Origin of the sequence: Capnocytophaga leadbetteri (genome assembly GCF_003054025.1) — a bacterium.
Lineage (GTDB): Bacteria > Bacteroidota > Bacteroidia > Flavobacteriales > Flavobacteriaceae > Capnocytophaga > Capnocytophaga leadbetteri.
In genome coordinates, this window is record NZ_QBKG01000007.1 from 21141 (window position 1) to 46734 (window position 25594).

Genomic DNA, 25594 nt, shown 5'->3' on the forward strand with positions numbered 1-25594 from the left:
GTTATTTTACGTTTATTTCAACAGGAAGTTTAAACTGAGTGCTTACGTTTTGTCCGTTTTTAGTAGCGGGTTTGATAGCATCGTTGTCTGAAAGTACCGAAAGATTAGCGCGCAACGAATCTTCAAAGCTCTCATTTTCAGTGCTTAATAACTCTCTAGTACGATCGTCAGCCTGCATATCAAGCAGCACTATTTTACCGGTATTATCTACTCTTATATTTAGGAGAATACGTTCTGTTACAGGTTCTGTTACCTCATAAGGGTCTTTTTTCAGGCGTTCTTGAAACAAAGCTGCAAAGGTCTTCTCAAAACACTCTTTCTGCCCTGCTTTAGTAGTAGCAGAGTCACAAACCCCTTTAAAAATAGGATAAGTATCTACATCTTCTTTTACAATTTCAGTAAATTTTATATTAGCAATAGAATCTAATTGCTCTTGTAGTTTGGCTTGTTGCTGTTCTGGAGTGAGTTGTTGTGAGTTCTTTTTACAAGAAATAAGCGCCATTGAAAGGGCTAAAAACCAAAAGTAAAATTTCATAATCAAAAAATATTAGTATTTTTACGGCTCAAAATTATTACAAAAAAACGACTTATGAAAATAAATCATACTTTTTTTATCAAATAAAATAAGCTACCTAATGATATTAATAGTAATTGTAGTTTATAAAGTGTTGATAATCATATTATAACAGTCCTTCTTGTATAAGGTTATGCAGGTGTATAATACCTGCGTATTTACCATCTTGGGTCACCAATAGTTGGGTGATTTTATTTTTCTCCATCAGGTTTAAGGCATCAATAGCCAAACTGTCAAAATCGATAGTTTTAGGGCGTACGCTCATTATATCTTTAGCGGTTAGCCCTTTTATAGTGTCAGTTTTGCTGAGCATTCGGCGTATATCGCCATCAGTTACCACACCTACTATATTACCTTGGTCTATCACGGCAGCTACTCCCAGCATTTTGGCTGAAATTTCCACGATTACCTTTTTGATGTCTGTATCCGGACTTACTTCGGGTTTCTGGTTGTGCACTACTATATCCGAAACTTTTAGGTACAAGCGTTTGCCTAACGCGCCTCCTGGGTGATATTTAGCAAAATCACTACTTCCGAAATGCTTCATTTCTAATAAACAAACGGCTAACGCATCGCCTAACACTAACTGAGCAGTAGTGCTGGTTGTTGGGGCTAAGTTGTTGGGGCAGGCTTCTTTTTCTACGTGGGCATAAAGCACCCAATCAGCCTGTTGTGCTAAAACCGACCCTTTATTAGAGGTTATAGCTATTAATTTGTTATTACCGCGCTTTAGCAAGGGTACTAATACCTTTATTTCGGGGGTATTACCGCTTTTCGAGATGCAAATCACTACATCTTCCTGCTGAATGATACCCAAATCGCCGTGTATAGCATCAGCAGCGTGCATAAAGATAGCCGGAGTACCGGTTGAGTTCATCGTAGCCACTATTTTATTGGCTATAATAGCGCTTTTGCCTATACCAGTGATGACCACACGCCCTTTAGAGTGGAGTATATAATCAACTGCTTGGGTAAAATCATCGTCTATATAGTCCGTTAGTTTCGCTACAGCCGCCGCTTCTTCTGTAATAGTTTGTCGGGCAATGTTTATAATATCTTCTGTTTTCATTGGTTTTCTTTGTTGTAAATAGTTCTAACGATTCCATCAGCCAACCCAATACGCGGTACGTGTACAATAGGGGCTTTGCTCCATTTCATCGCGTTTATAAACACAGTTAAGGCGTATAGTATAACATCGGCACGGTCAGGGTTGAAGCCCAATAACCTAATGCGTTCCTCATAAGTATAGCCTGATACATAGGTGTAATAATCGGTTAGGTACTCGTAGGTCAGAGGGTCGCCCTCACGGCTGTTAGAGTTTTTGTGTATTTTGTTAATGTTACCCCCCGAACCTATCGCTTCTATAGGCTGACAGTCGGCTGTGTGCTTCTCAATCCACTCTTGTACCTCTTTCCAGGTCTTATCGCTCACTTTATTGTCTAACAAACGTACTGTTCCTATAGGGAAAGAGCGCGATTTCTTCATTTTTCCGTTAGAAAAGACAGTAAATTCGGTACTACCACCCCCTACATCTATGTATAAATAGTTTTTGTCGCTCTTTATGAAGCTCGAAATGTCAGTTGAAGCTATAATTTCAGCTTCTTCAGACCCGTCAATGATGTCTATTTGCACTCCTGTACGCTTCAAAATCTCATCAGCTACCTCTTGTCCGTTAGTAGCTTCTCGCATAGCCGAAGTAGCACAAGCGCGGTATGCTTTTACCTGATTTACCTTCATCAGCAGTCTAAACGCTTCCATAGCATCGGCAAGACGATCAGTATTTTCAGGCGAAATAAGTCCGTCAATAAACACGTCTGCCCCTAAACGTATAGGCACGCGCACTAAGCTGGCTTTTGTAAATTTAGGGTTCTCACCGGATTCTTCTAACACGTTAGAGATGAGCAGTCGCACCCCGTTAGAGCCAATATCTATTGCTGCTAATTTTTTAATGTCCATAGTGGTGTTATTTATCTTTTTCTAATTCTAAAGTACGGATTTTCAGTGGGTTTTTAGTTAGTTCAGTATATTCTTCACGATTTCTGAATACATCTAAAGCGGTGTAAATAGCCTGCCTGAACGACTGAGGGTCAGCGATGTCTTTACCAGCTATTTCGTAGGCTGTACCGTGGTCAGGCGAGGTGCGCACCTTGCTAAGCCCTGCGGTATAGTTCACCCCATTGCCAAAAGCAATCGTTTTGAAAGCGATGAGCCCTTGGTCGTGATAAGGGGCGAGCACTGCATCGTAGTTGCGATAGGTTTGCGACCCAAAGAAACTATCGGCAGCAAAAGGTCCAAACACCAAAATATTCTCATCAAAGTAAAGTTTTTTAAGTGCCGGACGTACTATATCATCGTCTTCAGTGCCTATCACGCCCTTATCGCCACAGTGCGGATTAATACCTAATACAGCTATTTTAGGGCGTTGCAAACGAAAGTCTTTGATGAGCGACTCATTCATTAGGCGCGCTTTCTCCATTATCAGTTTTTCAGTGATTAAGGCTGACACATTTTTCAACGGCACGTGGTCGGTCAGTAACCCTATTTTTAGGTCTTCACTTACCATAAACATCAAGCTGGTGCCTTTTAGTTGTTCTGCCAAATAATCGGTATGACCAGGGAAGTGAAAATCGTCTGATTGTATGTTATTTTTGTTGATAGGTGCAGTTACCAATACATCAATTTCGTTGTTTTTAAGGGCTTCAGTAGCGGCTTGCAGCGATAAAAAAGCATATTTGCCACCCTCTTCAGTTTCTTGCCCAAAAGTTACGGTTGGCGTCTCTTTCCAGCAGTTTAACACGTTCAATTTGCCTTCAAGGGCAGCCCCAATGCTGTCAATTCCCTGAAAATTGGTGGTTATATTAAAATGTTTCCTCTGAAAAGAAACTAATTTGTTAGAAGCAAAGATAATAGGGGTACAAAGCTCCAAAATCTGGTGATCTTCAAAGGTTTTCAGTATAATTTCTAACCCAATACCGTTGATATCTCCAACGGGAATGCCTACTTTTATCAATTTTTCTTTCATAGAATAGTATGCTGAACGATAAATAATTATTACTTTTGTTTTTTCAAAAGGCAAAGATAATAAAAAAATATGGAACAAACACAAACTTATTTTTATCATAGTCACGGCAAACTGCTCATCACGGGCGAATATGCAGTGCTCGATGGCGCTCTTAGCTTAGCGTTACCTACGGCCAAAGGGCAGTCGCTACAGGCTACTATTTCAGATAATGACTTAGTGTGGAAAGCCTTTGATGCTGACCAGCAATTGTGGTTCGATAGCACTGCTATACGCACTGAAGCCGACCAAAAAGTGTGGGAAACACTTCAGAAAATACTCAGTACAGCAGCAGCTCTCAACCCTAATTTTGAACAAAAATATCGCCGTAGTAGCGTAACCACTCAGTTAGAGTTTTCGCGTTTTTGGGGCTTAGGTTCTTCCTCTACACTTATCAATAACATCGCCCAATGGGCAGAAGTCAATCCGTACGAATTGCTTTTTAAGAGTTTTGGAGGTAGTGGCTACGACATTGCTTGTGCCAAGGCATCTACACCTTTGTTATACCGATTGCAAGAGGGCAGACCTTATAGTTACCCTTTGCAACTTCTTTTTCCACACACTAACCGCATTTATTTTGTATATCTCAACCAAAAGCAAAATAGCAAAGAGGGCATCAAACGTTATCGTACCGTTACGAAAAGCAAGCCTAAATTAGCTGAAAGCATCACTAAAATTACCGAACAACTTATTTTAGCGCATACTATTAGCGATTTTTGTACTCTTTTGAACGAGCACGAAGCCACTATTAGTCAATATTTAGGTATTCCTACAGTGAAAGAGCGACTTTTTACTGATTTTAAAGGTACAATTAAGAGTTTAGGAGCTTGGGGCGGTGATTTTGTGTTAGCAATCTCCGAAACAGAAGATGTACCGACCTATTTTGCCTCTAAAGGGTATCCTATATGTATTTCTTACGCCGAAATGATAATTTAAAAGAAAAATATCCTCCTTATACCTACCCTATACAAACGATATAGGAAGGATACAGGAAGAGCGAAGGCTAAGCGAACAATCAGCGAAGAATAAACGACTAATAATTATCCTCTGACTAGAAAAATATGCTATGCTCCCTCACGAGCCCCTCTAATCAGGTCTAATACTTTTTCGGGGCAACGTACAGGGCGAAAAGTTTTAGCATCTACAAATACTAAAATGGTGTTAGCCGTAGAGAGTAATTCTCCTTTTTCATTCAGAATTTCGTAATCAAACTCTATTTTAGTAGAAGGTAAATCTTTAAGTTTGGTGCGTATAGTGATGAGTTCGTCATATAGTGCCGGCTTTTTATATTGAATTTGAAGCGAAACTACGGGCATCATTATACCTTCGGCTTCCATCTCTTTATAGGTGAGACCAATAGCCCGTAGCCACTCTACTCTTCCTAATTCGAGGTATTGAGGATAATTGCCGTAATATACTACCCCCATTTGGTCAGTTTCAGCGTAGCGAGTACGCAAAGTATAATCAAAATGTAATTCTTTCATAATTAGATAGATATGCTATTTTATATTGATTAAAAATTTCTCCCATACGAAAAAGAAATAGCAAAAACAAGTGTTAAATATTTTTTTTATTCAAAAAATATTCACAATTTTGCTCACTGAAATAAGAACATATTTATTTCGTGCAAAATTAGTAAAAAAATCTAATAATCAAAGTTTTAGGTGAAAGCAGCTGCCTAAAAATAGTTCAGAATTATGGAAGAAGCAACTAAAAAAGTCTGGGCTAAGTGCCTCGAATTTATAAAGGACAATATTGATGAGCAACCATTTCTCACGTGGTTCGCTCCTATAGTACCTGTGACTTTAGAAGGAAAAACGCTTAAAATCAAAGTGCCAAGCCAATTCGTTTACGAGTGGTTAGAAGATAATTATATAGGATTGCTCAAGTCGGCTATGACCTACACTTTAGGTGAAGGGGCTCGATTAATATATATTATCGACTCTCCTGTTGATAAAAAGCAGCTGCCAAGTACTAACCGACCAGAGTTAGCTAAACAGTCTTTGACGTTAGCTACTGAGGCCAAAGACCCTGAGCTTAAGAACCCTTTTGTAATCCCAGGTATTCGAGAGATAACAGTCGATCCACAACTAAATTTGCACCAAAACTTTGATAATTTTGTAGAAGGCGAATCAAATAGATTAGCGCGTTCTGCGGGCATAGCTGTAGCCAATAAACCAGGGGGAACGGCGTTCAATCCTTTGTTTATTTTCGGGGGAGTAGGATTAGGCAAGACGCACTTGGCGCACGCTATTGGGGTAGATATTAAAGAGAAATACCCTAAAAAGAAAGTACTATATGTGTCAGCTGAAAAGTTTACCCAGCAGTTCATTAGTGCTTCTACGGCCAAAGATAAAGACAAAAACAACCTCAACGACTTTATTCACTTCTATCAGCTTATTGATGTGCTGATTGTAGATGATATACAATTCCTTTCAGGAAAAGTGAAGACGCAAGATGCTTTCTTCCATATTTTCAATCACTTACACCAAACTGGCAAGCAGGTCATTCTAACCTCAGATAAAGCTCCAGTCGATTTGTTCGATATAGAACAGCGACTTCTTTCGCGTTTCAAATGGGGACTTTCAGCCGAGCTCACTACCCCTGACTATAATACCCGTTATAAGATATTACAAAATAAATTCTATACTGATGGGGCTGAAATAAGTGAGGATATTATAGCTTATTTAGCCGAAAATATACGTACTAACATTCGCGAATTGGAGGGGGTGAGCAATTCACTCATAGCACAGGCAGCTTTCAACCGCAAAGAATACTCTATTGAGTTGGCTCAGAGCATCATAGAAAAATCGGTAAAGAATAGTCAATGCGACCTAACGATAGACCACATACAACAAATTATAGCTGATTATTTCAATTTAGATATTGAGTCATTACACTCTAAGACCCGTAAGCGTAATGTGGTACAAGCGCGCCAATTAGCGATGTTTTTCAGTAAGAAATACACCAAAAGTTCGTTATCAACCATTGGTAGTCAGATAGGTCAACGCGACCACGCTACAGTGCTACACGCTTGCAAAACAGTTGAAAATCTGATAGAAACTGATAGAGAGTTCAAAAAGTATGTAAGCGATTTAGAAACTAAATTTTCAGACTAATGCAATCGTCATTAACACAACTTATACCGCAAGAAGAACGTTTAGCAGTAGTCACAGAGCAAAAATCGTTAAAGATAGGGCTACCCAAAGAACGTGTATTTCAGGAGAGGCGTATCTGTCTAACTCCTGATGATGTAGCGGTGCTTGTTGCTAACGGTCATCAACTACTTATTGAGGCAGGTGCGGGTGATGAGGCTAACTTTTCAGATAAAGATTACAGCGAGGCAGGTGCAGAGATTATATATGATACGCGCGAAGTTTTTTCTTGTCCAATAGTATTAAAGGTAGAGCCGCCTACGTATGAAGAAATAGATTATCTCAGCCACAAGGCTACTCTAATCTCAGGATTACAGATAAATACACAAGATAAAGCGTATTTTGAAGCACTTGCTGAAAAGCAAATCACAGCATTAGCATTCGAGCATATAAAAGATGAAGAAGACAACTACCCCATACGCGAGTCAATTAGCGAAATCACAGGGATAGCCTCTGTATTGATAGCTGCAGAGCTTATTTCTGAAAGAGGTAGATTGTTATTTGGCAATATTACGGGAGTTCCTCCTATAGAAGTAGTATTATTAGGGGCTAATGAAGTAACAGAAGCTGCAGCTAAAACTGCATTAGGGTTGGGGGCTAATGTGAAAATATTTGCAAAATCGCTTACCAAGTTAAAAGAAATTAAGCGACATCTGCCAGCTTCAGTATATACATCAGCATTACAACCTAAATTGTTAAAGAAAGCCTTAATGCGCTGTAATGTGCTTATAGGGGCAATGCGTGGAGAGACACGCTCACCTATAGTAGTAAGCGAAGATATGGTACAGCTGATGAAAAAAGGAGCTGTTATAGTAGATACAAGCATTGGTACAGGTGGCTGCATAGAGACTATTCAAGTTACTACTTTAGATAATCCTACTTATGTAAAGTATAATGTACTGCACTACGGGGTGCCTAATCTTCCTTCGCGTTATGCACGTACAGCTTCTTTCTCATTGAGCAATATTGTAATGCCTTATTTACTAAAAATAGGGGAGGAGGGAGGTATAGAAAATACCTTACAGATAGATAAAGGCTTACGCAATGGGCTTTATCTTTATCGCGGTATCCTTACTGATACTACTATTTCTAAATGGTTTGCAATACCTTGTAAACCTTTGCATTTGTTGTTTTATTAGATACAAAAAAGAGAATTAAGTCATTTTGCTTAATTCTCTTTTTATTTTCTGTATTATGTAAGTATTCTTAATTTGCTACTTCACTAATAAATTTAAGTCGGTAGATTCTTAGTTCATCATCTTCATAATCACCACCAAACTCTTTTGAAGCTATTGAAATCTTATCACTATCTGCTTCCATAAAATATTCATGTAGTTCTTCCTGTTGTTCTTCATCAAAGATTTCATTTACCCAATAATCAATGTTTAGCTTAGTACCGCTATATACTATTTGTTCCATTTCCTTTAAGAACTCATCCATTTCTAAACCTTTAGCCTTAGCAATATCAGGTAATGGCAATTTACGGTCTATATTCTGAATGATAAATAACTTTAGTGACGAGTTAGAGCCTGTAGTTTTTACTATAAGGTCTTCAGCTCTAACAATATCATTTTCTTCTACATAACGTTCAATAAGTTTTACAAACTCAGCCCCAAATTTCTTTGCTTTACCCTCTCCAATACCGTGAACATTGGTAAGTTCTTGAATAGTAATTGGGTATTTCAGTGCCATATCTTCTAATGAAGGATCTTGGAACACTACAAATGGTGGCACTCCTTTTTGTTTAGCTACTTTCTTACGCAAATCTTTAAGCATTTCTAATAGTACTGGGTCTGCTACTGAAGTATTACCATTATTAGGATCTTCTGGTTCTTCTTCAAAAGTATGGTCCTCAGTCATCATAAATGAGGTTACATTTTTAAGGTATTCTTTACCTTTTTCTGTGATGAACATCACTCCGTATGTTTCAATATCTTTGCGGATAAGTCCATTTACCATTACTTGGCGTAGAAGTGCCATCCAGTAAGCATCTTCTTTATCTTTGCCTATACCAAAAAAATCTTGTTCATCTATGCGGTGTGCTTTTATGAGAGCGCTTACTTTGCCAATGAGTGTATTTACTATCTCTTTAGCTTTAAATTTCTGTTTAGTAGCTATAATCACATTCAGTAGCTTTACTACATCATCTTTAGCTTCTTTCTTTTCTTTAGGGAAACGTACATTGTCATCCATATTAGCACCTTCACCATTCACTTCGTCAAACTCTTCTCCAAAGTAGTGTAATATAAACTTGCGACGTGAACTTGAGGTCTCTGCGTATGCTACTATGTCCTGTAGTAAGGCTTGGCCTATTTCTTGTTCAGCTATAGGTTTGCCTATCATAAATTTCTCTAACTTCTCAACATCTTTGTATGAGTAGAAAGCCAAACAATGTCCTTCACCACCATCACGCCCAGCACGTCCTGTTTCTTGATAATAACTCTCAATACTTTTAGGAATATCGTGGTGAATAACAAAGCGTACATCAGGTTTATCAATACCCATACCAAAAGCAATCGTAGCCACGACTACATCTACTTCTTCCATTAAGAACATATCTTGGTGTTTAGCGCGTGTTTTAGCGTCTAAACCCGCGTGGTATGGCACTGCCGAAATACCATTTACTTGTAGTGTTTGAGCAAGGTCTTCTACTTTCTTTCTGCTAAGACAATATATAATGCCAGATTTTTTAGGATTTTGCTTTACAAATCGGATAATATCAGCATCTACATTCTTAGTCTTAGGGCGTACTTCGTAGTATAAATTAGGGCGATTGAATGACGATTTGAATACATTAGCTTCTAACATACCTAAGTTTTTCAGTATGTCTTCTTGCACCTTAGGGGTAGCTGTAGCCGTGAGGGCTACTATAGGGATATTACTGCCCAATCGTTCAATAATAGTTTTTATATTTCGGTATTCGGGGCGGAAGTCGTGTCCCCATTCTGAGATACAGTGCGCTTCATCTACAGCAACAAATGATATAGGCACTGTCTTTAAGAAATTAGCATATTCCTCTTTGATGAGAGATTCAGGAGCTACATATAATAATTTGGTTTTGCCATTGCTAATATCTTCCATCACTTCGCGAATTTCATTTTTGGTAAGTGATGAATTAAGTACGTGTGCAATACTATCAGTAGACGAAATACCACGCATCGCATCTACTTGGTTTTTCATCAGAGCAATCAGAGGCGAAATCACAATGGCAGTGCCTTCTAAAACTAAAGCAGGTAGTTGGTAGCACAATGATTTACCACCACCTGTGGGCATTATAACAAAGGTATTCTCCTTGTTAATCACACTGGTAATAATCTCTTCTTGATGCCCTTTAAACGCTTCAAAACCGAAGTAATGCTTCAGCGCATCGTGTAAATCATTCTTTGTCATTTTCATATTTAACTTTTCTTGTTTCTTTAGTGCTGAGTTATTCTGTATCCAATTTTATTTTACAAATATACAACTTTTTCTGATAACCCCAAAATAAATACAAAAAATTATTTTTTTTCTTTTAAGTGCTCAGCAATTAGCTCTAATTCTTCATACCATTCTTCTCCAAATTTTCTAATAAGAGCATTTTTTACAAATTTATATATAGGCACTTGTAGTTCTTTGCCTAAAGCACAAGCGTCATCGCATATAGGTGACCAACGATGGTAATTAACCGCTGTAAATGAACTATATTCACGTAGTCGGATAGGGTAGAGGTGACACGAAATAGGCTTCTTCCAATCTATTTTCTTGTCATTATAGGCTTGCTCAATAGCACATAGCGCCCATCCGTTTTCATTTCTAACTACATAAGCGCACTCTCCTCCGTTGATAAGAGGTGTTTCCCAATCGCCGTCTTCTCCTTTCACATATACCCCTTGAGCCTCAATAGCAGCCCTACCTTCATCAGTTAGATAAGGTTCTACTTCCGGATAAATACGCTTCATTATTCTTAGCTCACTCTCTTCTACAGGAGCTCCTGCATCGCCTTCTATGCAGCAAGCTCCCTTGCAGGAAGTTAGGTTGCACACAAACTCGTTATCTATAATATCTTCCGAAATAATAGTGTTAGCTACTTGTATCATTTTTTGTGTTTTCTTTTAAACTGCTTTAATTGCCTTTTCAAAAGGTATTCGGTGCGCAATACTACGCCCTAATGTTACCTCATCAGTATATTCTATTTCAGCACCTACCGCTATACCGCGTGCTATAGTGGAAATTGTGATGTTATAAGGTTCTACTTGCTTGTAAATATAGAAATTAGTAGTGTCACCCTCCATAGTATTGCTTAGAGCTAAAATAAGCTCATTCACTTTGCCTTGCTTTACTTTTTCTACTAAAGAGGCTATTTGCAAATTAGAAGGGGCAATACCATCAATAGGTGATATTTTGCCCCCTAATACGTGATACTGACCAAAAAATTGTCCTGTGTTTTCTATTGCCATCACATCGCGAAAGTCTTCTACTACACAGATAACCCCTGTGTCGCGCACGGGGTTAGCACATATTTCGCATATTTCTACATCCGAAATGTTATGACAATTTTTGCAGTACACTATATGAGTGCGTAGGGCTACCAATGCCTGTGCCAGCTGTAGCGTTTGTTCTTCTGGTTGTTTGAGCAGATGCAAAGCTAACCGCAGAGCCGTCCGTTTGCCTATGCTTGGTAGCTGTCCAATCTCATATACTGCATTCTCTAAGAGTTTTGATGAAAAGTCCAATTTAGCTGTTAGTTGTTAGTTTGTGTGCTACTTTGTCGCAAGCAGCATCTATAAGTTGATATACTTTTTCAAAATCAGCTTCACTACCGTAATAAGGGTCTGGTATTTCAGCTTTGGCTACCTTGCCAAGAGCATCACCAAGAAATGAGATTTTGTTTAAATCGTGTTCGTTTCTCGCTAAACGGATAAGATGCTGATAATTACTTCTATCCATTACGAAAATATAGTCAAAAGCTTCAAAATCAGTTATGCTGAATTGTCTTCCTCGAAGCATCGAGATGTCTACTCCGTGCTTTTTACCTGAGGCAATACTACGCGGGTCAGGAGCATCACCTATATGATAGTTAGCTGTTCCTGCTGAATCTACTTCAAAAGAATCAACAGGAAGTTTGCTGCGCATAACTCCTTCAGCTAATGGTGAGCGGCAGATATTACCCAAGCAAACCATTAATATTTTTGTTTTCTTCATTTTTCTTTTTTATTACTTTATTTCTTATTTCAAATACAATCCCATTTTGTCAATATACTGCCATACTTTCTCAGGTAGCAGCGGACGCACATTGTGTCTCGCCTTTATTTCATCGCGAATAAAGGTGGCTGATAATTCTATAATCGGAGCTGCAATACGAGTAATGTGCGGGTGATTGCCCAACGCTTCAGCCACTATTCCCTCAGAGATACGCGGATAGATGTAAAGCTGATAGTTAGCTAATATATGCTCGTAATTCTTCCACTTGTGAAAACTTTTCAGATTATCTTCTCCCATAATCAGAGCAAAGTCTACGTCAGGGTATTTTTCACCTAAGTGAGCTAATGTATTGACTGTATAATTGGGTTGTGGCAAATGAAACTCTATATTGCAAGTGCGAAGTTTAGGATAATCATCTACGGCCAACTCAGCCATTTCAAGGCGTAAGTGATTGTCTAATAACGATTGCTTTTCCTTGAACGGATTCTGAGGTGTTACTACTAACCATACTTCGTGCAGTGCACTATGCTCTGCCAAGTGGTTTGCCAAAATGAGATGCCCAATATGAATAGGGTTGAATGACCCAAAAAATAAACCTATTTGTTTTCTCATTTGTTAATAAAATCAGTTACAAGGTTTTCAGCCTCTTGCAGGGCACGCGGTAGGTCATCATTTTTGATAATAACATCGAAAAGATGAGCTGTTGCCATTTCTTGTGCTGCTTTGTCTAAGCGCATCTGTATTTTCTCTTCAGTCTCTGTTTGTCGAGCTCGCAAACGCTCCTCTAATACAGTTATGCTAGGAGGTTCGACAAAGATAGCTAAGGTTTGGTCGGGGAATTGCTTTTTGATGCGCAATCCTCCTGCTACATCAATATCGAATACTACGTTTTTGCCCATAGCCCACAGCCGTTCTACTTCCGATTTTAGGGTGCCGTAAAAGTAGTTTTGATATACCTCTTCCCATTCTAAGAAATCGTTATCAGCAATTCGCTGTTTGAACTCTTCAGCTGAAAGAAAATAATATTCCTTACCGTGTACCTCCTCACCACGAGGGGCACGCGAGGTTGCCGAAATAGAAAACGCTAAATTAAGCGGAGCCAGTGAAAGCAAATGCTTCACGATAGTAGTCTTACCACTCCCCGAAGGAGCTGAAAAAATAATAAGCTTATTCATTATAATACATTCAGTACCTGTTCTTTAATCTTTTCGAGTTCATCTTTCATTTGCACTACTATCTGCTGCATAGGGGCAAAGTTAGCTTTTGAACCCAATGTATTTATTTCTCTACCTATTTCTTGGGCTATAAAGCTCAATTTTCGTCCGTTAGAGTCTTCAGATTGAAGAGTTTCAATGAAGTAGTCTAAGTGTTTCTTAAGACGTATTTTTTCTTCTGTAATGTCCAGTTTTTCTAAGTAGAAAATAAGTTCTTGTTCAAACCTATTAGCATCTACATTTTGTATATCGGCTACAGCTTTTTCTAGTCTCTCGCGCACTAGTAGCAAACGTTCGCTGTCTAAGGCTTGTACTTGTTGTAGGTAATGGTTGATATTTTGTATCCTAAGTAGGAAGTCTTTCTCTAATACTTTTCCCTCTTGCAAACGGAAATTCTGAAGGTCGGCAATAGCGATAGCAATATGTTCAAAAATAGCAGCAAACTCCTCTTCGGTGATGCTTTCAGTAGAGGTCTGTAGCGCATCAGGCATACGCACTGCCATTTTTAGCAGTTCTGTACGATCGCCATCAACTATATTTCGCATTTGCTCTATATACGCTTTTACGATGTTTTCATTAATCTTTGAGGGGGTTTGGTTGCCAATATTCTCTACCAGAATAGTAAAGTCTACTTTTCCGCGTAGCAATTGCTCTGCTATGAGTTTTCTAAAGTCTAATTCTTTTTCCCTGTAAATCAGTGGTATGCGGGTATTAATATCAATACTCTTACTGTTTAATGATTTGATTTCAACACTTATGTGCTTATCAGCAAGTGATATAACGCTTTTTCCAAAGCCTGTCATTGATTGTATCATAACATCGTTTTTTATAAGTGCAAAGATAGTAAATAATTAAGAATTAGCAACTATAATTGAAAGATATTTTTTGTTTTTGCATACCTTTGAAAAACAAGAAAGCTATCTAAAAATACTCTTTTTAAATAGCTTTCTTATAAATCTACAATACTATTTCCTTTTTAGCAGTGTTTCCTGGTCGGTCGGTAGCATTGATAATAATTTTTGTCCCTTCTTTTTCAGTATTAATGGAGGTAGTGCTATATGTCCATTTTCCTTTTGATAGGGTAGCAATACCTTCTTCTATAGTAGATTTGTTTTTAGCAATAATGGATACTTTTACAGAAATAACTTTATTGCTATTTTCTACTTCAAAAGTTATTTTTTGAGCGGTAGCTTCTCCAGTATATTGAGAAGTATCTACATTAATAATAATGGGAGTAGTTAGATAGTCAGCAACTGCAGCGTTATAAGGTGACATATTAGTTTTTCTCTTAGCTTCATCGTTGTAATATTCTTTTAGAGAGGGGTCTAAAAGGGCATTTTGTGCATACGTTATAGCAGCCTTAAAGCGTTTTGTTTGGTCTTTTTGCTTCTGACTTAAAGGAGCAGTACGATTAGGCGTTCTTGCAACGATAGTTTTTCCATTTCTTTGTCGGTATACGAAAATATCACCTACTTTACCAGTTATACCAACCATAGCGAAGTTATTTTTAATTCTAGCCATTGTTTATATAATTTAAAATTCAATACATTATTAATCACTCTTCATTTTATATTCATCTGTTGGTTAATTGAATACGTGACAAAGTTATGTTTTAATTTTGAATCTAGCAAATAAAAAGTAGAAAATTTTATTTTATTTTTATTTTAGGCAAGGAATTAGTTTTGAATTATTCTCAATGTTTTTGCTTTTTTATTGCATTTTTGATAATGCTATTTTGTGTTTTTGTTGCCGTCTAGTTGCCGTTTGGTTGCCGTCTAATTGCCGTCTAAGATATGAATGAAAGATATGCGATAAAAAGTATAAAACGTTGCGAATAATGTAATGGACATTTTAATTGTTTTTTTATTACTCTTAGGGCTTATTATGGTAAACTTATTTTAGGGAAAGGTACTTCTCCATTTTTATAAACTTCATAATCACCTATCTTCTTATAAACTTACCTAAATTAAGTTTTTCAACTAATTTAGGAACGAACTCTTTTCTTTATTAATTTTATTCATTCACATAATATAGCTCTTTCTCCATTTCATAAATAATTATTTTAATAAAGTCAAGTTCTTTAAGCCCTAAATCATATTTCTCCCAAGGAGATAGAATGTCTTTATTCTTTTCAATATAGAACTTTATTAAATCTAATATGTATGGACGATTCTCAATTCTTTCATTATTATAATTTATAATTCGCTCTTGTTCCTCTTTGTTATTTATAACATTATACAATGAAAGCAATTGCTTTTTAAAATTGTTTTCCCCAAAGAACACAATAGATTCTTCAAGAGAATAATTACTAGATATTAATATGATATTAAACATTGGAGAATATTCATCATATTTTTCTCCCCAATCCATCTTTTTTTCTTTAATTAAGCAAAAAGGCTTAGTATTTCTTTCTATTTTAATCATATTCTTTGTGCTTATATTTTAAACCATCGACTAAATAAATTTTTACATTTGGAAACATATTTGAAAAATCTTGAATAACTCCTTGACAAGAAATACAATAGTTTAAACTCTAATCATCTATTCTTTTCATACTCCCATCGTCCCAATTCTTTTCTCTTTTCTAACTGGTGCAAGGCTAACTTCTTTATTTCGGTATCATTAGTCTCAGATGCTAATTTTTCTAAAGCTAAAAGACTCTCAGGCTGTGGTTGAGCTCCTATAGCATAAATGATTTTTCGTACATAAGGATATTTGAAATCTTCTGGCTCTAAATACTCAGGAATATTATCTATCGCTTTTAATAGAATAGGTATATTTTCAGTATTGTTGTTAAAAATAGTCTGAAAAGCACTTGCCATCTCTTCGTGTTCATGGTGAAACTTTTGTAATAAAAACTCTTGGTATATTTCCTCTTTTTCTGTAAAAGTCAAAATTTTAGGTAAACGCCAAAAAAGAGCCTCAAAGTAATTATTGTCATTATACTCATTAATTCTATTCTTTGTTTCATATAATAATTCCTTTAAGATTTCTTTATTTGCTATAAATTTTGTAAGAGTTTTAAAATCTTCAATAGAAATTTTTCTTTCACATAATAAAAGTATTAGTTCTTTATCTTTTTCTGTTATTCCCATTTTATTTTATTATTTCAAAATTAATAATATTCTCATTAAAAGTCTCTAATGTCTTTCCTTTTCCTAATCCAATTGTTCTAAGCTAATAAACTCTTTCTTATCATCAATGATAATTTTAGCTTCTAAATAATTAGCCATTTCTAATAGAATTTCAGCTATTGTTTTAGTGATTTTTTTCTCCAAATGAACTGAAATATTGTTTTCTATATTGTATGAGATTATACAATCCCAAGAATTTTTAGAAAGTTTTTTTGTGCAATAAACATTTGTCTTGTTTAATTTATACAAAACTCCTTCTTTTACTCTTTGGGAAAATTCATCTATCCTTTCTCTTATTTTTTTTCCTTCTTCTGTATCTTCATACCAGATAAAATAATCCTTATGAGATTCTATAAAATCAATCCATCTTTTATAATCAATATCGCCATCCTTTGTTATATTAACAAAACTATATCTACCTATTTTTATCTTTTTCATATTATTCAATAAACTCTTCTAATGCTAATGCTCTAATTTCAAATTTAATTTCTGTTTCTCTTGTTTTCTTAGAGAGTTCTTTTTGCCAAAATGTTAACAGATTCGTTATATTTTTCCCAGACATATTAAATAGCTTTTATTGTTTTCCCTCCAATTCTTCAATAAATTGCAGGTCAATTACTGTTTTTTCATCTATTAATAATAGCGCATCTAAATAGTTTGCCATTTCTAATATCAAAAAGGGGTTCATGTCAAGGAACTTTATTTACTAAAAAATATTTAGTATCTACTTTTTAATCTGAAAATGAATTCATATGTATCAATATTAAAAAAATAATGATAAATCCACGGGCTTCGTTCATCTTCCCAAACCCACACCTCTAAATGATTCTCAAATTCTCTAATAAGATTATTATTCTTATTTGAAATTATCTTATTTATTTGTAAAAAACCTCCTCCTTTTTTACCATTAGGTAATATAGGCGTTGTTAGTACCTTCTCTATTTCTGCTGTAGGAGTGTATATTACAATGTTATTTGGAGCAGGGAAAGATGCTTCTGCCGTTTGATATTGGATAAAAATCTTATCTTTTTCTATAAGAACATCTCCAAATTCTTTTGCCGCAAAAGATATTTCATATTTCTTATTCTTATAATTCCATTCAATAGCATCAATTGTCATTCTATTGCCAAATTGTAATGCTTGATCTTTTTCATTAGGATTTTTATAATTGAAATAATAATCTTTATTATTTTCTTTTTTTCGCCATAATACATTAGTAATCATATTATTATAATATTTTTAGATAAGGTTCTCTCTATTGTATTATTCACTTTTTCTGCTCTAATGTTCAACTAACCAGACATCGTTTTTCTTGAGATAGACAATAGGTTCTTCCTCAAATTTTAACCCTTTTATAGGAGTTCTTTCTTCCCATACATCTTTCTTTTATACAGTCTAGGTATTTCCTTCTCTTTCAAAAATATATAAAGTTCCTTGAGAACTTAAGACTCCTAATAGATTTTCATTACCTTGAAGCTCCATAATTCTCGGTTCTGCACCTTCTTCTTTTTTAAAATCATACTCCCAAATGAGTTTTTTGGTAACTCTATCTAACGCTCCTATTTTACTATTAAAATGACTTGCAAAATAGATTTTGCTATCTGTTAGCACAAAATTAGTTATATCATTGCGTATCTTTTTTTAGAGAAGTCATTGCTTAAAAAAATAAAAAGGAGTTCGATATTGGGGAGCTTGTACAAACGAATCCATACACTTTTGCTATAGTGTCATATTTTTTTGTTAAAGAGAAGTCCTATCTCATAAATATAAAAAGAGCCTCTCTTTTTGTCTTCATAATATAGTTTTCCCTCTTTTTGTTTAAAATTATATATTGTATCCATCCCATCTATAATAGAATGGTTTAAAGTGTTTAATTTTATACTATATTTTTGATATTTATCCTCATTATTACTAAAGGAAAAAGAAAGTTGTTTTTCCTTAGGAGTTCTATAAAACCATATTCCTGAACTTATCATTACTGAATCTACTTTTCCAAAAGAATTAAAATATATTTTCTCTCTTACAGCATATTCTTTATTTCTAAAATAATACATTTCATACTCTGAAAAACTTGTAGAATTACGTATTTCTATTCTACTTTGGATGTAAAAACTTTCTTGGTTCTTGTTATATTGGCAAGAAAAAAGAAAAAGAATTATGATTATAATTTCTTTAACTTTTGATAATTGTCTCATCTTTTTTAACATTTTCTCTCTTTTTTATTAAGACATGAAGAGGATTACTTCCCCTTACAGAAATTACTTTAATAAAAAATTAAATTAAGTACCGTTTGCCACACCTTTGTTTTTCATAGCGTATTCGTTTCCGTATGCGTTAGCGTATTCGTTTTTCAATTTCTTACTAAATTCAGACATAAAAAAAGAGTGATTTATGCATATAAACCACTCTTTTTCAGCTATCTAAATTTTGTAGCGGGAACTGGACTCGAACCAGTGACCTTCGGGTTATGAGCCCGACGAGCTACCTACTGCTCTATCCCGCGATTTTCTGGGTGCAAAAGTACAAACTTTTTTTTATATAGCAAACTTTTTAGCAACTTTTTTTAATATTTTTTATCATTCTATATATAAACGCTTGATTCTGTGCGCCATAGAGGTCATCAATTCATATGATATTGTACCTGCTGATTCTGCTAAAGTCTCTGCTGTATGATCTTTGTCAAACACTATTACCTCATCTCCTTCTTCACAATCGATATGGGTGATGTCTACCATTATCATATCCATACATACATTTCCCAGAATAGGGGTTTTTTTCCCGTGTATAAACACAAATCCCTTTCCTTTGCCGTAAATTCGGTTGATACCATCGGCGTGTCCCACAGGTATAGTAGCGGTCTTAGTGATATGATCTGCTATGTAACCTCTGTTGTAGCCTAAACTATCACCTATTTCAAGGTGGTGAATTTGCGAAATTACACTTTTTAACGACATTATAGGGGTCAAATAAGGCTGAAGAGCAGCGTCATTAGCAAAACCATACATCCCTATACCACTGCGCACCATATCAAACTGTGCTTCAGGATAATTGAGTATCCCTGAAGTATTGCACTGGTGGTAAATCACTTTATGTGCAAAAGTCTGATTTATCTTTTCCTGAAAAGCGATAAAACGCTGTATCTGGTTTTCGGTAAATACTTTCTCATTCATATCTTCTGAGGCAGCCAGATGCGAATAAGCTGTTTTTACCTTTACAGTAGCATTGTTTTTTAACAAACTAAGCACTTCGTCTATTTGATTGAAATCAAAACCTAACCGGTTAAGCCCTGTGTTGCATTTAAGGTGCACAGGATAGTCAGATAATTGGTGCTTTTCAGCATATTCTAAAAACAAATGTGCTGTTCTAAGTGAGTAAAGAGTCGGTTCTAATTGATATTTTATAATATCATCAAAATTAATACTTTGTGGGTGCAGTACTATGATAGGCAAGTTAATACCGCGTTTGCGTAGTGCGATACCTTCAGAAGTATAGGCTACCGCAAAATAGTTAGCTAACTTTTTTTTCTCTATATATGCAGCTATTTGGGTAGCTTCATTGCCGTATGATGAGGCTTTTACTACTGCCAAAAACCAAGTAGTAGGTTTTAGCCTACTTTTCAAATATTGTATGTTTCTCTCTAAAGCGGTAAGGTCAATTTCTAATACTGTTTCTTCAGTTTTCATTTATTTTTCAATTTTTCTAACATTAATCTTGTTTGTTCTGAAAGCACCAACCTGCCAGAAATAGCCGCATTATCTATAAGTTCTCGTTCCCAGTGTTCCGTATGTTGCCAGGTTACGCGTTTCATCTCTGATAATGCCTGTGGGTTAGATTTTAGTAGGGTAACTAAAAAATGGTCAATAGCTTCGTCCATCTCTTTAGTTGTTTCATACACACGTGCTATAAGTCCTTTTTGCTGTGCCCAATAGGCATTTTTCCATTGGTCTGGTGCCATAAAAAGCTCATTTAAGGCAGCCTGTCCTGCTTTGCGCAAGATAACTGGAGCAATCACAAACGGACCTATACCAAGCGAAAGTTCAGAGAGTTTTATACTCACAGCTTCAGTAGCAAATACATAGTCTAAAGCAGCTAATAACCCTACACCGCCACCTACAGCTTTCCCTTGTACTCTTCCGATAATCAGCTTTTTGCAACGGCGCATAGCTAAGAAAAGATGTGCAAACCCTTCAAAAAACTTACAACCTTCAGCCTCATTAGTAATAGCCAAAAGTTCGTCAAATGAAGCTCCTGCACAAAACGCTCTATCGCCTTCGCTTTTTAAAAGGATAATACTCACCGCATTGTTTTCTGACAAAACATCAATTTCTTGCGTTAGCCTTTCCAAGAGCACCAATGGAAAAGCATTAGCATTTGGGTGACCAAAAGTAATGATTGCCAGTTGGTTATCTATCTTTGTGTATAAAGAACCTTGTTGTCTATCAGTTGTCATAGTTACAAATTTTGTGGCAAAAGTATAATTTTTTTTGCAAATAGGTTGTTTAATCAAAAAAAATATTTATCTTTGCCCTCACAATTGGGGATGTAGCTCAGTTGGCTAGAGCGTTTGGCTGGCAGCCAAAAGGTCGTGGGTTCGAGCCCCATCTTCTCCACAAATAATACTGATTATCAGTTGTTTATAGTTGATGAGGGACTAAATCAGGGACTAAAATTATATTTTAGTCCTTGTTTCATTAAAGACTAAAATAGATAGCCAAAATATTGCAAGGTCATTCTTGAAGGTAGCTAAAATATTACAAGGTCATTGTTGAAGGTAGCCAAAATATTACAAGGTCATTGTTGAAGGTAGCCAAAATATTACAAGGTCATTGTTGAAGGTAGCCAAAATATTGCAAGGTCATTCTTGAGGGTAGCCAAAATATTACAAGGTCATTGTTGAAGGTAGCCAAAATATTACAAGGTCATTGTTGAAGGTAGCCAAAATATTGCAAGGTCATTGTTGAAGGTAGCCAAAATATTGCAAGGTCATTGTTGAGGGTAGCCAAAATATTACAAGGTCATTGTTGAAGGTAGCCAAAATATTGCAAGGTCATTCTTAAGGGTAGCCAAAATATTGCAAGGTTATTATTTATTAATAATCTGATATACAATAACTTATGTTAAAAGGTGTGTTTTTAGCCCTTTTCTTCCCTATATTATATATATATATATTTATATAAATAAAAATAGACACACGCAAAATTTTCTTTTCTGCATTTTTTTTACCCAATCCGAGAGTATAATTTATTTTATTTTTAGTAACTGATTGTAAATCAGATTTTTGCGGAGCTCTTAAATAATCTCGTTTTTTAGGAGCAAGATATGTCTTTGTATATACACAGTTTTTAGCAAAACGGTATACAAAGGCGCATCTTGCTTTTTAGTCCTCTTTCTCAAAAACTTACCTCTGGCTGCATTTTCGTGAAAGAGGACTAAAAAGAGGAAAAAACTTCGGAACTCGTTTTTTCTAATAAAGAAGTCTATTGATAAAATGCTAGAACTCTTATTTTGTTTTTTTCTTTCTTATATTTTTTTATTAGCTTTCTATCATACAAAAATTTTAGCAAAGCTTCATTGTCCTCAGTATCTTGAAAACAAGGTCTTTTTTTGGGTAAAAATAATTTTTCATATTCTTGTCCAATACCTCCTACTAATTCTTTCATTTCTTCATTGTCAATATCTTTATTATAGAGAATGATAAGTTTTATTTTATCTTCTTCTTTTGCTGTATTTTTGCACAAAGACTCTATAACATCATAAGAAAAATCAAATTTATGTGATTTACTGATGATTAATTCTGCTATTTTTTTACTGATAGTATCATCTCTTAAAATAAATTCTTCTTCTATTGTAGGTATATAGATGAGTTTCTGTTCTATACTTATTCCCTCTGAATTTAGAATTAATAACACATCTTCTTCATCTAACTCAAAATTGTCTATATCCTCAAGAAAAGAATCAAAATAGTTTTCTACTAATACGATATGTTTATTAGGAAAACTCTTTCTTAATGTATCATAGTTGTTTTTAGACATTGAAAATTTATGAGCTTCTAATAAGTAATCTACTTTATTTTCACTTAAATCTTTAAAGTCTAAGCTTTCATATACTCCTTCAAAACTTTTAATAATTTTATGATATGCTTCATCAGAAATATCATTACAAACTAATATATCACTTTCTAAGTCTTTATAAGACGTGTTGATTTTCTTATCTGATAAAGCTGAATAAACATCGTTATTGCTCAAAAAGTTTATTAACTCTTCTTTTAATGAATTTTGACAAGATTTATAGTAATCTTCAATATTTTCCCAAGTAGGAAGTACTTTTTTATTTTCTAAGAGAGCTTTTTTAATAGGTAAACTTTTTAAATCTTTTAACTCCGATATAGATGTTTCTACTTTTTCTATAATTTGAACCTTTATTTCTTCGTCAAGATTCTTATTCTTTAAAAGTTCCTTAAACTTATATTCATCTTCTTGTTGCACATCTGGTAATTTGAGATATACTTCTTTTATATATTCTTGAATATTTGAATTTATATAGTCTTTTAAGGGTTTATGGGTTGATTTTGAGATTACGGTATAATTAACCTCTTTAAAATTTTCTACTCTACCAAATTCTTTTAGTATAAGAGAAATGTTAGCTTCTGTTATTTTGTAGTAATTCTTGAAACAAATTGTTCCATACAAATACTTGTATCCATCTTCTGGTTTTTCTATTTTTTTGATTTTAACCTCTAATAATTCTAATAAATCTTCAGCTTGTGATTCGAATGGGTTATTATTTTCAGGCTTATATAGATACATAACATCATTCTCTACCATTTTTTTTATCAGATCTTTTCCTTGTATTTGTAAAAATTCTTTTATATCTTCTACACATAAAAGGATTTGCTCAAAAAGTCCATACTTTTCATTCATAGAATAATTACTTTTTTCAAAAATGTACTCACAAAATTCTGGCCATTCTTTAAGAAGTGCAGTTAAGAAATTCTTTTTATCTTCTCTTTGAGCAATATATTCATTAATGAATCTGAGAGATGTTTCATTTTCGTTACAAAGTAATTTTATAAAGAGTTTATATTTACTATTATATATTGATTGATTGACTAGTAAAAAATCAAGTATATCAAAGTTAAAGATTTCTTTCCTTTCAAAATACTTCTCTCCAATTTTCTTAACCACTCCTTCTACTTTTTCTAATTTATAATTAAATTCAGACATTTCCCTACTTTTTACCTTTACTTCAAAGGCTTTGTCTTTTTGGGATATCGTCCCCTCGTGAAACAATGAGATATAATCAATATAATTCTCATTGATATACCCTTGTGTAATTAAATTTCTCAATAGTCTATTAACAATACTACCTTCTTGTTCTGTTCTTAAGGGAATATAATCATTAATATCTACTACATCTTCTTTAAAAATTTCTTTTAAACTCCAGTTTTTAATTGCTTTTTTCTGTTGTTGTAGTCTTTTTATTTCGTCTTTTATTCTTTCTACTTCATCATTTTGCTTGTTTTGTATTAGTTCTTTTCTTTCCTCATATGATAGATTGGAATTGACTTGCTTTTCTATTTCTGAAAAATTAAAAGAATAATCATCACTTTCTCTCCTACTACTATTATAGTAGCTATCATCATTATACTTAACAATTCCATCTCTAATAATACTATCAAAATTTTTAAGAGCTATTTGGATATCACTACCTTCAAAAGATCTTATTTCTTTAAAAATATGAAATAGATATACTTTTTTTAAATCCTCTATATTTTCAAAATATTGATTGTTAATTCTTTCAACATTTTTTTCTTTTTCACTAATTTTTTCATCAATTTTCTCTATAAATTCCTTTGTATACTTATCTTTGTCATTGAGTAAAGAAAATAAAAATCCTTGTTTACTTCCTAATTTATTAAAATCTTCAGGAGCTATATTTTTGTAAGTGATAATAGCAAATAATTGTTCATTAGTAGGATTGATTTTACCCACAATTTCCTTATAAACCAAAAATTCTTGAAAAATATTGACTAACAAACGCATATCAATATCATCTATAAAAAGTGTGATATCAGATATAAAATCATCAGAAAAAATATTTTTCTCTAATCCAGATTCTTCTATTAGCTTTTTTAGTTGTTCTTCTGCATTGTAATAATTTACAAAAGGAATGATAGGAATAATGTATTCAAAGAACTTTACTCTTTCTCTTTTATCTGTGAAAAAATCATCACTAATAGCATATATAAAACTTACTTTCTTTTTTATTAGGTTAGAATTATTTAATAAGATGTTTATTTCTCGAAGTTTTGTAAAGATATTTGTATTTTCAAACCTATCCAAGTCTTCAATGATTAGGATGTTATGTTCTGTCTTTTGAAAAAAGTATATTATTTCATCTAAATATTGGTTAAAGATGGACTTATCTTCAATTTCTTTGTTGTTAAGTTCTATTTCTCCTTGTATACTAACTCTGCTTATCTTTGAATTTCTAAAAAGTTCTATGATTTTATAAAATATAATAGATATTCCAAAAAAGGATATAACTGAAATAATTATTCCTTCCCAGTCAGGATTTTTATCAATAGACCAGTTCTTAGGATTGACTATTTCTATATAGTTGTTCTGCCAAAACAGTAGTAAACAAAGAAACCAAAGCGTTATGGAAAGAGCTATTATTACTTTTCTCCCTAAGGGAATATTTTGTATTCTCTTAAAATGTGAATCAGGAATTTTGTCAGGATTTACACTATAAATAATTTGTTGTAATATACTAATTTCCAATAACCTTTCTAATTTTTCAGAATCTTCATTACTCTCATCATTTATTTTATTAAATGAAGCTAAGGAAACATTTAAGAAACGGAAACAACTTTTATACTCTTTTTGAAAGGTTTTTAAAATGGTACTTTTCCCTGAACCATAACTCCCCGTAATAGCAATATTATTAATATCTTTAGTATTTACAGCTTTTATAAGAGCATCTAAATAAGGTTTTATTTTCTCTTTTTCGCTTTCTTCTGTTATGACTTTAGGAGCAAGAGAAATAGAGAGTTTTTCCTTATTCTCTTTATGCTTAAATAAGTTTAAAAGACTTTTCATTGTAATATAGTTTTGTAAATTAGTAGATTCTACGGCAAAGATAGTACTTTTCTAAAAAAAACACACTTATGAAACATTTTTAGAGATGAATAATTATATTTTTTTGAATAAGAAGTGATTTTTATTTTATTGATACACAATGCATTGAGATTTTCAATTAAAATATATTTCAATTTT

25 protein-coding genes, 2 tRNA genes and 1 pseudogene are annotated in these 25594 nt (G+C 34.1%); 4 read left to right on the forward strand and 24 right to left on the reverse strand.

Annotated elements, in window-relative coordinates; translation table 11 throughout:
* Position 1: 1 nt before the first annotated feature.
* The 4 genes from C8P65_RS07230 to pdxA form a co-directional block, all read right to left on the reverse strand.
* The gene (locus tag C8P65_RS07230) at positions 2–535 is read right to left on the reverse strand and encodes a hypothetical protein (protein ID WP_009392857.1); all 534 of its coding nucleotides are present in this window, start codon (positions 533–535) and stop codon (positions 2–4) included.
* 145 nt (positions 536–680) lie between these two features.
* On the reverse strand, positions 681–1643 hold the full coding sequence (locus C8P65_RS07235) for a KpsF/GutQ family sugar-phosphate isomerase (protein WP_009392855.1): 963 nt from the start codon (positions 1641–1643) through the stop codon (positions 681–683).
* Positions 1640–2530, reverse strand: a complete 891-nt coding sequence (locus C8P65_RS07240; protein ID WP_107782229.1) for a Ppx/GppA phosphatase family protein — start codon at positions 2528–2530, stop codon at positions 1640–1642. Before C8P65_RS07240 ends, C8P65_RS07235 begins: the two co-directional genes overlap by 4 nt.
* A gap of 7 nt (positions 2531–2537) precedes the next feature.
* Positions 2538–3596, reverse strand: coding sequence for a 4-hydroxythreonine-4-phosphate dehydrogenase PdxA (gene pdxA / locus C8P65_RS07245; protein ID WP_107782301.1), 1059 nt, complete (start codon positions 3594–3596; stop codon positions 2538–2540).
* A 69-nt stretch (positions 3597–3665) separates the two neighbouring features.
* On the opposite strand from pdxA, the gene C8P65_RS07250 reads away from it, so the two are divergent.
* Positions 3666–4568, forward strand: coding sequence for a GYDIA family GHMP kinase (locus C8P65_RS07250; RefSeq protein ID WP_107782230.1), 903 nt, complete (start codon positions 3666–3668; stop codon positions 4566–4568).
* A 128-nt stretch (positions 4569–4696) separates the two neighbouring features.
* On the opposite strand, the gene C8P65_RS07255 is transcribed toward C8P65_RS07250, so the two are convergent.
* Positions 4697–5116 carry an acyl-CoA thioesterase gene (locus tag C8P65_RS07255; RefSeq protein ID WP_009392848.1) on the reverse strand — a complete coding sequence of 140 codons (420 nt, stop codon included), beginning with the start codon at positions 5114–5116 and terminating at the stop codon, positions 4697–4699.
* Between the two features lie 213 nt (positions 5117–5329).
* Here C8P65_RS07255 and dnaA point away from each other — a divergent pair, with 213 nt between their 5' ends.
* Together dnaA and C8P65_RS07265 are read left to right on the forward strand one after the other, a co-directional pair.
* Positions 5330–6751, forward strand: coding sequence for a chromosomal replication initiator protein DnaA (gene dnaA / locus C8P65_RS07260; protein WP_095912800.1), 1422 nt, complete (start codon positions 5330–5332; stop codon positions 6749–6751).
* Positions 6751–7926: an alanine dehydrogenase gene (locus C8P65_RS07265; protein WP_107782231.1), complete on the forward strand. Its 1176-nt coding sequence runs from the start codon at positions 6751–6753 to the stop codon at positions 7924–7926. Before dnaA ends, C8P65_RS07265 begins: the two co-directional genes overlap by 1 nt.
* A gap of 67 nt (positions 7927–7993) precedes the next feature.
* Here the strand turns inward: C8P65_RS07265 and recQ are convergent, their stop codons facing one another.
* The 18 genes and pseudogenes from recQ to C8P65_RS07355 all read right to left on the reverse strand — a co-directional run bounded on the left by recQ (position 7994) and on the right by C8P65_RS07355 (position 20766).
* Positions 7994–10183, reverse strand: a complete 2190-nt coding sequence (recQ, locus tag C8P65_RS07270) for a DNA helicase RecQ (RefSeq protein WP_107782232.1) — start codon at positions 10181–10183, stop codon at positions 7994–7996.
* A 101-nt stretch (positions 10184–10284) separates the two neighbouring features.
* A complete protein-coding gene (locus C8P65_RS07275; protein ID WP_107782233.1) occupies positions 10285–10863 on the reverse strand; it encodes a DUF3109 family protein in 579 nt (192 codons plus the stop codon).
* 15 nt (positions 10864–10878) lie between these two features.
* Positions 10879–11499 carry a recombination mediator RecR gene (gene recR, locus C8P65_RS07280; protein ID WP_107782234.1) on the reverse strand — a complete coding sequence of 207 codons (621 nt, stop codon included), beginning with the start codon at positions 11497–11499 and terminating at the stop codon, positions 10879–10881.
* Position 11500: 1 nt separating this feature from the next.
* Positions 11501–11968, reverse strand: coding sequence for a low molecular weight protein-tyrosine-phosphatase (locus C8P65_RS07285; RefSeq protein WP_107782235.1), 468 nt, complete (start codon positions 11966–11968; stop codon positions 11501–11503).
* A gap of 24 nt (positions 11969–11992) precedes the next feature.
* Positions 11993–12580 carry a nicotinate (nicotinamide) nucleotide adenylyltransferase gene (gene nadD / locus C8P65_RS07290; protein WP_107782236.1) on the reverse strand — a complete coding sequence of 196 codons (588 nt, stop codon included), beginning with the start codon at positions 12578–12580 and terminating at the stop codon, positions 11993–11995.
* On the reverse strand, positions 12577–13143 hold the full coding sequence (gmk, locus tag C8P65_RS07295) for a guanylate kinase (protein ID WP_107782237.1): 567 nt from the start codon (positions 13141–13143) through the stop codon (positions 12577–12579). The genes nadD and gmk overlap by 4 nt, the downstream gene beginning before the upstream one ends.
* Positions 13143–13997, reverse strand: coding sequence for a YicC/YloC family endoribonuclease (locus tag C8P65_RS07300; RefSeq protein WP_095912807.1), 855 nt, complete (start codon positions 13995–13997; stop codon positions 13143–13145). The genes gmk and C8P65_RS07300 overlap by 1 nt, the downstream gene beginning before the upstream one ends.
* A 142-nt stretch (positions 13998–14139) precedes the next feature.
* Entirely contained in the window at positions 14140–14703 is a 564-nt protein-coding gene (locus tag C8P65_RS07305) for a hypothetical protein (protein ID WP_107782238.1), read from the reverse strand.
* 492 nt (positions 14704–15195) lie between these two features.
* Positions 15196–15606, reverse strand: coding sequence for a hypothetical protein (locus tag C8P65_RS07310; protein WP_107782239.1), 411 nt, complete (start codon positions 15604–15606; stop codon positions 15196–15198).
* A 113-nt stretch (positions 15607–15719) separates the two neighbouring features.
* Positions 15720–16277, reverse strand: coding sequence for a hypothetical protein (locus C8P65_RS07315; protein ID WP_107782240.1), 558 nt, complete (start codon positions 16275–16277; stop codon positions 15720–15722).
* Positions 16278–16340: 63 nt separating this feature from the next.
* A complete protein-coding gene (locus C8P65_RS07320) occupies positions 16341–16754 on the reverse strand; it encodes a hypothetical protein (protein ID WP_245887361.1) in 414 nt (137 codons plus the stop codon).
* Positions 16755–17033: 279 nt separating this feature from the next.
* Positions 17034–17540: a hypothetical protein gene (locus C8P65_RS07325; RefSeq protein ID WP_095912809.1), complete on the reverse strand. Its 507-nt coding sequence runs from the start codon at positions 17538–17540 to the stop codon at positions 17034–17036.
* 57 nt (positions 17541–17597) lie between these two features.
* Positions 17598–17696, reverse strand: a pseudogene (locus C8P65_RS12405) (guanylate kinase); the annotation flags it as partial.
* A gap of 15 nt (positions 17697–17711) precedes the next feature.
* Positions 17712–17927: a hypothetical protein gene (locus C8P65_RS07335; protein WP_198539592.1), complete on the reverse strand. Its 216-nt coding sequence runs from the start codon at positions 17925–17927 to the stop codon at positions 17712–17714.
* 116 nt (positions 17928–18043) lie between these two features.
* Complete coding sequence (locus C8P65_RS07340) at positions 18044–18511, reverse strand: hypothetical protein (RefSeq protein ID WP_146162926.1); 468 nt, start codon at positions 18509–18511, stop codon at positions 18044–18046.
* 235 nt (positions 18512–18746) lie between these two features.
* Positions 18747–18819 (reverse strand) — tRNA-Met (locus C8P65_RS07345).
* Between the two features lie 73 nt (positions 18820–18892).
* Entirely contained in the window at positions 18893–19999 is a 1107-nt protein-coding gene (gene alr, locus C8P65_RS07350; protein WP_107782242.1) for an alanine racemase, read from the reverse strand.
* A complete protein-coding gene (locus C8P65_RS07355) occupies positions 19996–20766 on the reverse strand; it encodes an enoyl-CoA hydratase/isomerase family protein (RefSeq protein ID WP_107782243.1) in 771 nt (256 codons plus the stop codon). The genes alr and C8P65_RS07355 overlap by 4 nt, the downstream gene beginning before the upstream one ends.
* A gap of 86 nt (positions 20767–20852) precedes the next feature.
* On the opposite strand from C8P65_RS07355, the gene C8P65_RS07360 reads away from it, so the two are divergent.
* Positions 20853–20926, forward strand: a tRNA-Ala gene (locus tag C8P65_RS07360).
* An 867-nt stretch (positions 20927–21793) separates the two neighbouring features.
* Here the strand turns inward: C8P65_RS07360 and C8P65_RS07365 are convergent.
* Positions 21794–25417 (reverse strand): YobI family P-loop NTPase, encoded by a 3624-nt coding sequence (locus tag C8P65_RS07365; RefSeq protein ID WP_107782244.1) that lies wholly within the window; start codon positions 25415–25417, stop codon positions 21794–21796.
* Positions 25418–25594 lie beyond the last annotated feature (177 nt).

Excerpts from the sequence above, each read along its gene's own strand:
- C8P65_RS07230 (WP_009392857.1), bottom strand. The coding sequence starts at position 535 with ATGAAATTTTACTTTTGGTTTTTAGCCCTTTCAATGGCGCTTATTTCT.
- C8P65_RS07235 (WP_009392855.1), bottom strand. The coding sequence starts at position 1,643 with ATGAAAACAGAAGATATTATAAACATTGCCCGACAAACTATTACAGAA.
- C8P65_RS07240 (WP_107782229.1), bottom strand. The coding sequence starts at position 2,530 with ATGGACATTAAAAAATTAGCAGCAATAGATATTGGCTCTAACGGGGTG.
- pdxA (WP_107782301.1), bottom strand. The coding sequence starts at position 3,596 with ATGAAAGAAAAATTGATAAAAGTAGGCATTCCCGTTGGAGATATCAAC.
- C8P65_RS07250 (WP_107782230.1), top strand. The coding sequence starts at position 3,666 with ATGGAACAAACACAAACTTATTTTTATCATAGTCACGGCAAACTGCTC.
- C8P65_RS07255 (WP_009392848.1), bottom strand. The coding sequence starts at position 5,116 with ATGAAAGAATTACATTTTGATTATACTTTGCGTACTCGCTACGCTGAA.
- dnaA (WP_095912800.1), top strand. The coding sequence starts at position 5,330 with ATGGAAGAAGCAACTAAAAAAGTCTGGGCTAAGTGCCTCGAATTTATA.
- C8P65_RS07265 (WP_107782231.1), top strand. The coding sequence starts at position 6,751 with ATGCAATCGTCATTAACACAACTTATACCGCAAGAAGAACGTTTAGCA.
- recQ (WP_107782232.1), bottom strand. The coding sequence starts at position 10,183 with ATGAAAATGACAAAGAATGATTTACACGATGCGCTGAAGCATTACTTC.
- C8P65_RS07275 (WP_107782233.1), bottom strand. The coding sequence starts at position 10,863 with ATGATACAAGTAGCTAACACTATTATTTCGGAAGATATTATAGATAAC.
- C8P65_RS07285 (WP_107782235.1), bottom strand. The coding sequence starts at position 11,968 with ATGAAGAAAACAAAAATATTAATGGTTTGCTTGGGTAATATCTGCCGC.
- nadD (WP_107782236.1), bottom strand. The coding sequence starts at position 12,580 with ATGAGAAAACAAATAGGTTTATTTTTTGGGTCATTCAACCCTATTCAT.
- gmk (WP_107782237.1), bottom strand. The coding sequence starts at position 13,143 with ATGAATAAGCTTATTATTTTTTCAGCTCCTTCGGGGAGTGGTAAGACT.
- C8P65_RS07300 (WP_095912807.1), bottom strand. The coding sequence starts at position 13,997 with ATGATACAATCAATGACAGGCTTTGGAAAAAGCGTTATATCACTTGCT.
- C8P65_RS07305 (WP_107782238.1), bottom strand. The coding sequence starts at position 14,703 with ATGGCTAGAATTAAAAATAACTTCGCTATGGTTGGTATAACTGGTAAA.
- C8P65_RS07310 (WP_107782239.1), bottom strand. The coding sequence starts at position 15,606 with ATGATTAAAATAGAAAGAAATACTAAGCCTTTTTGCTTAATTAAAGAA.
- C8P65_RS07315 (WP_107782240.1), bottom strand. The coding sequence starts at position 16,277 with ATGGGAATAACAGAAAAAGATAAAGAACTAATACTTTTATTATGTGAA.
- C8P65_RS07320 (WP_245887361.1), bottom strand. The coding sequence starts at position 16,754 with ATGAAAAAGATAAAAATAGGTAGATATAGTTTTGTTAATATAACAAAG.
- C8P65_RS07325 (WP_095912809.1), bottom strand. The coding sequence starts at position 17,540 with ATGATTACTAATGTATTATGGCGAAAAAAAGAAAATAATAAAGATTAT.
- C8P65_RS07340 (WP_146162926.1), bottom strand. The coding sequence starts at position 18,511 with ATGAGACAATTATCAAAAGTTAAAGAAATTATAATCATAATTCTTTTT.
- alr (WP_107782242.1), bottom strand. The coding sequence starts at position 19,999 with ATGAAAACTGAAGAAACAGTATTAGAAATTGACCTTACCGCTTTAGAG.
- C8P65_RS07355 (WP_107782243.1), bottom strand. The coding sequence starts at position 20,766 with ATGACAACTGATAGACAACAAGGTTCTTTATACACAAAGATAGATAAC.
- C8P65_RS07365 (WP_107782244.1), bottom strand. The coding sequence starts at position 25,417 with ATGAAAAGTCTTTTAAACTTATTTAAGCATAAAGAGAATAAGGAAAAA.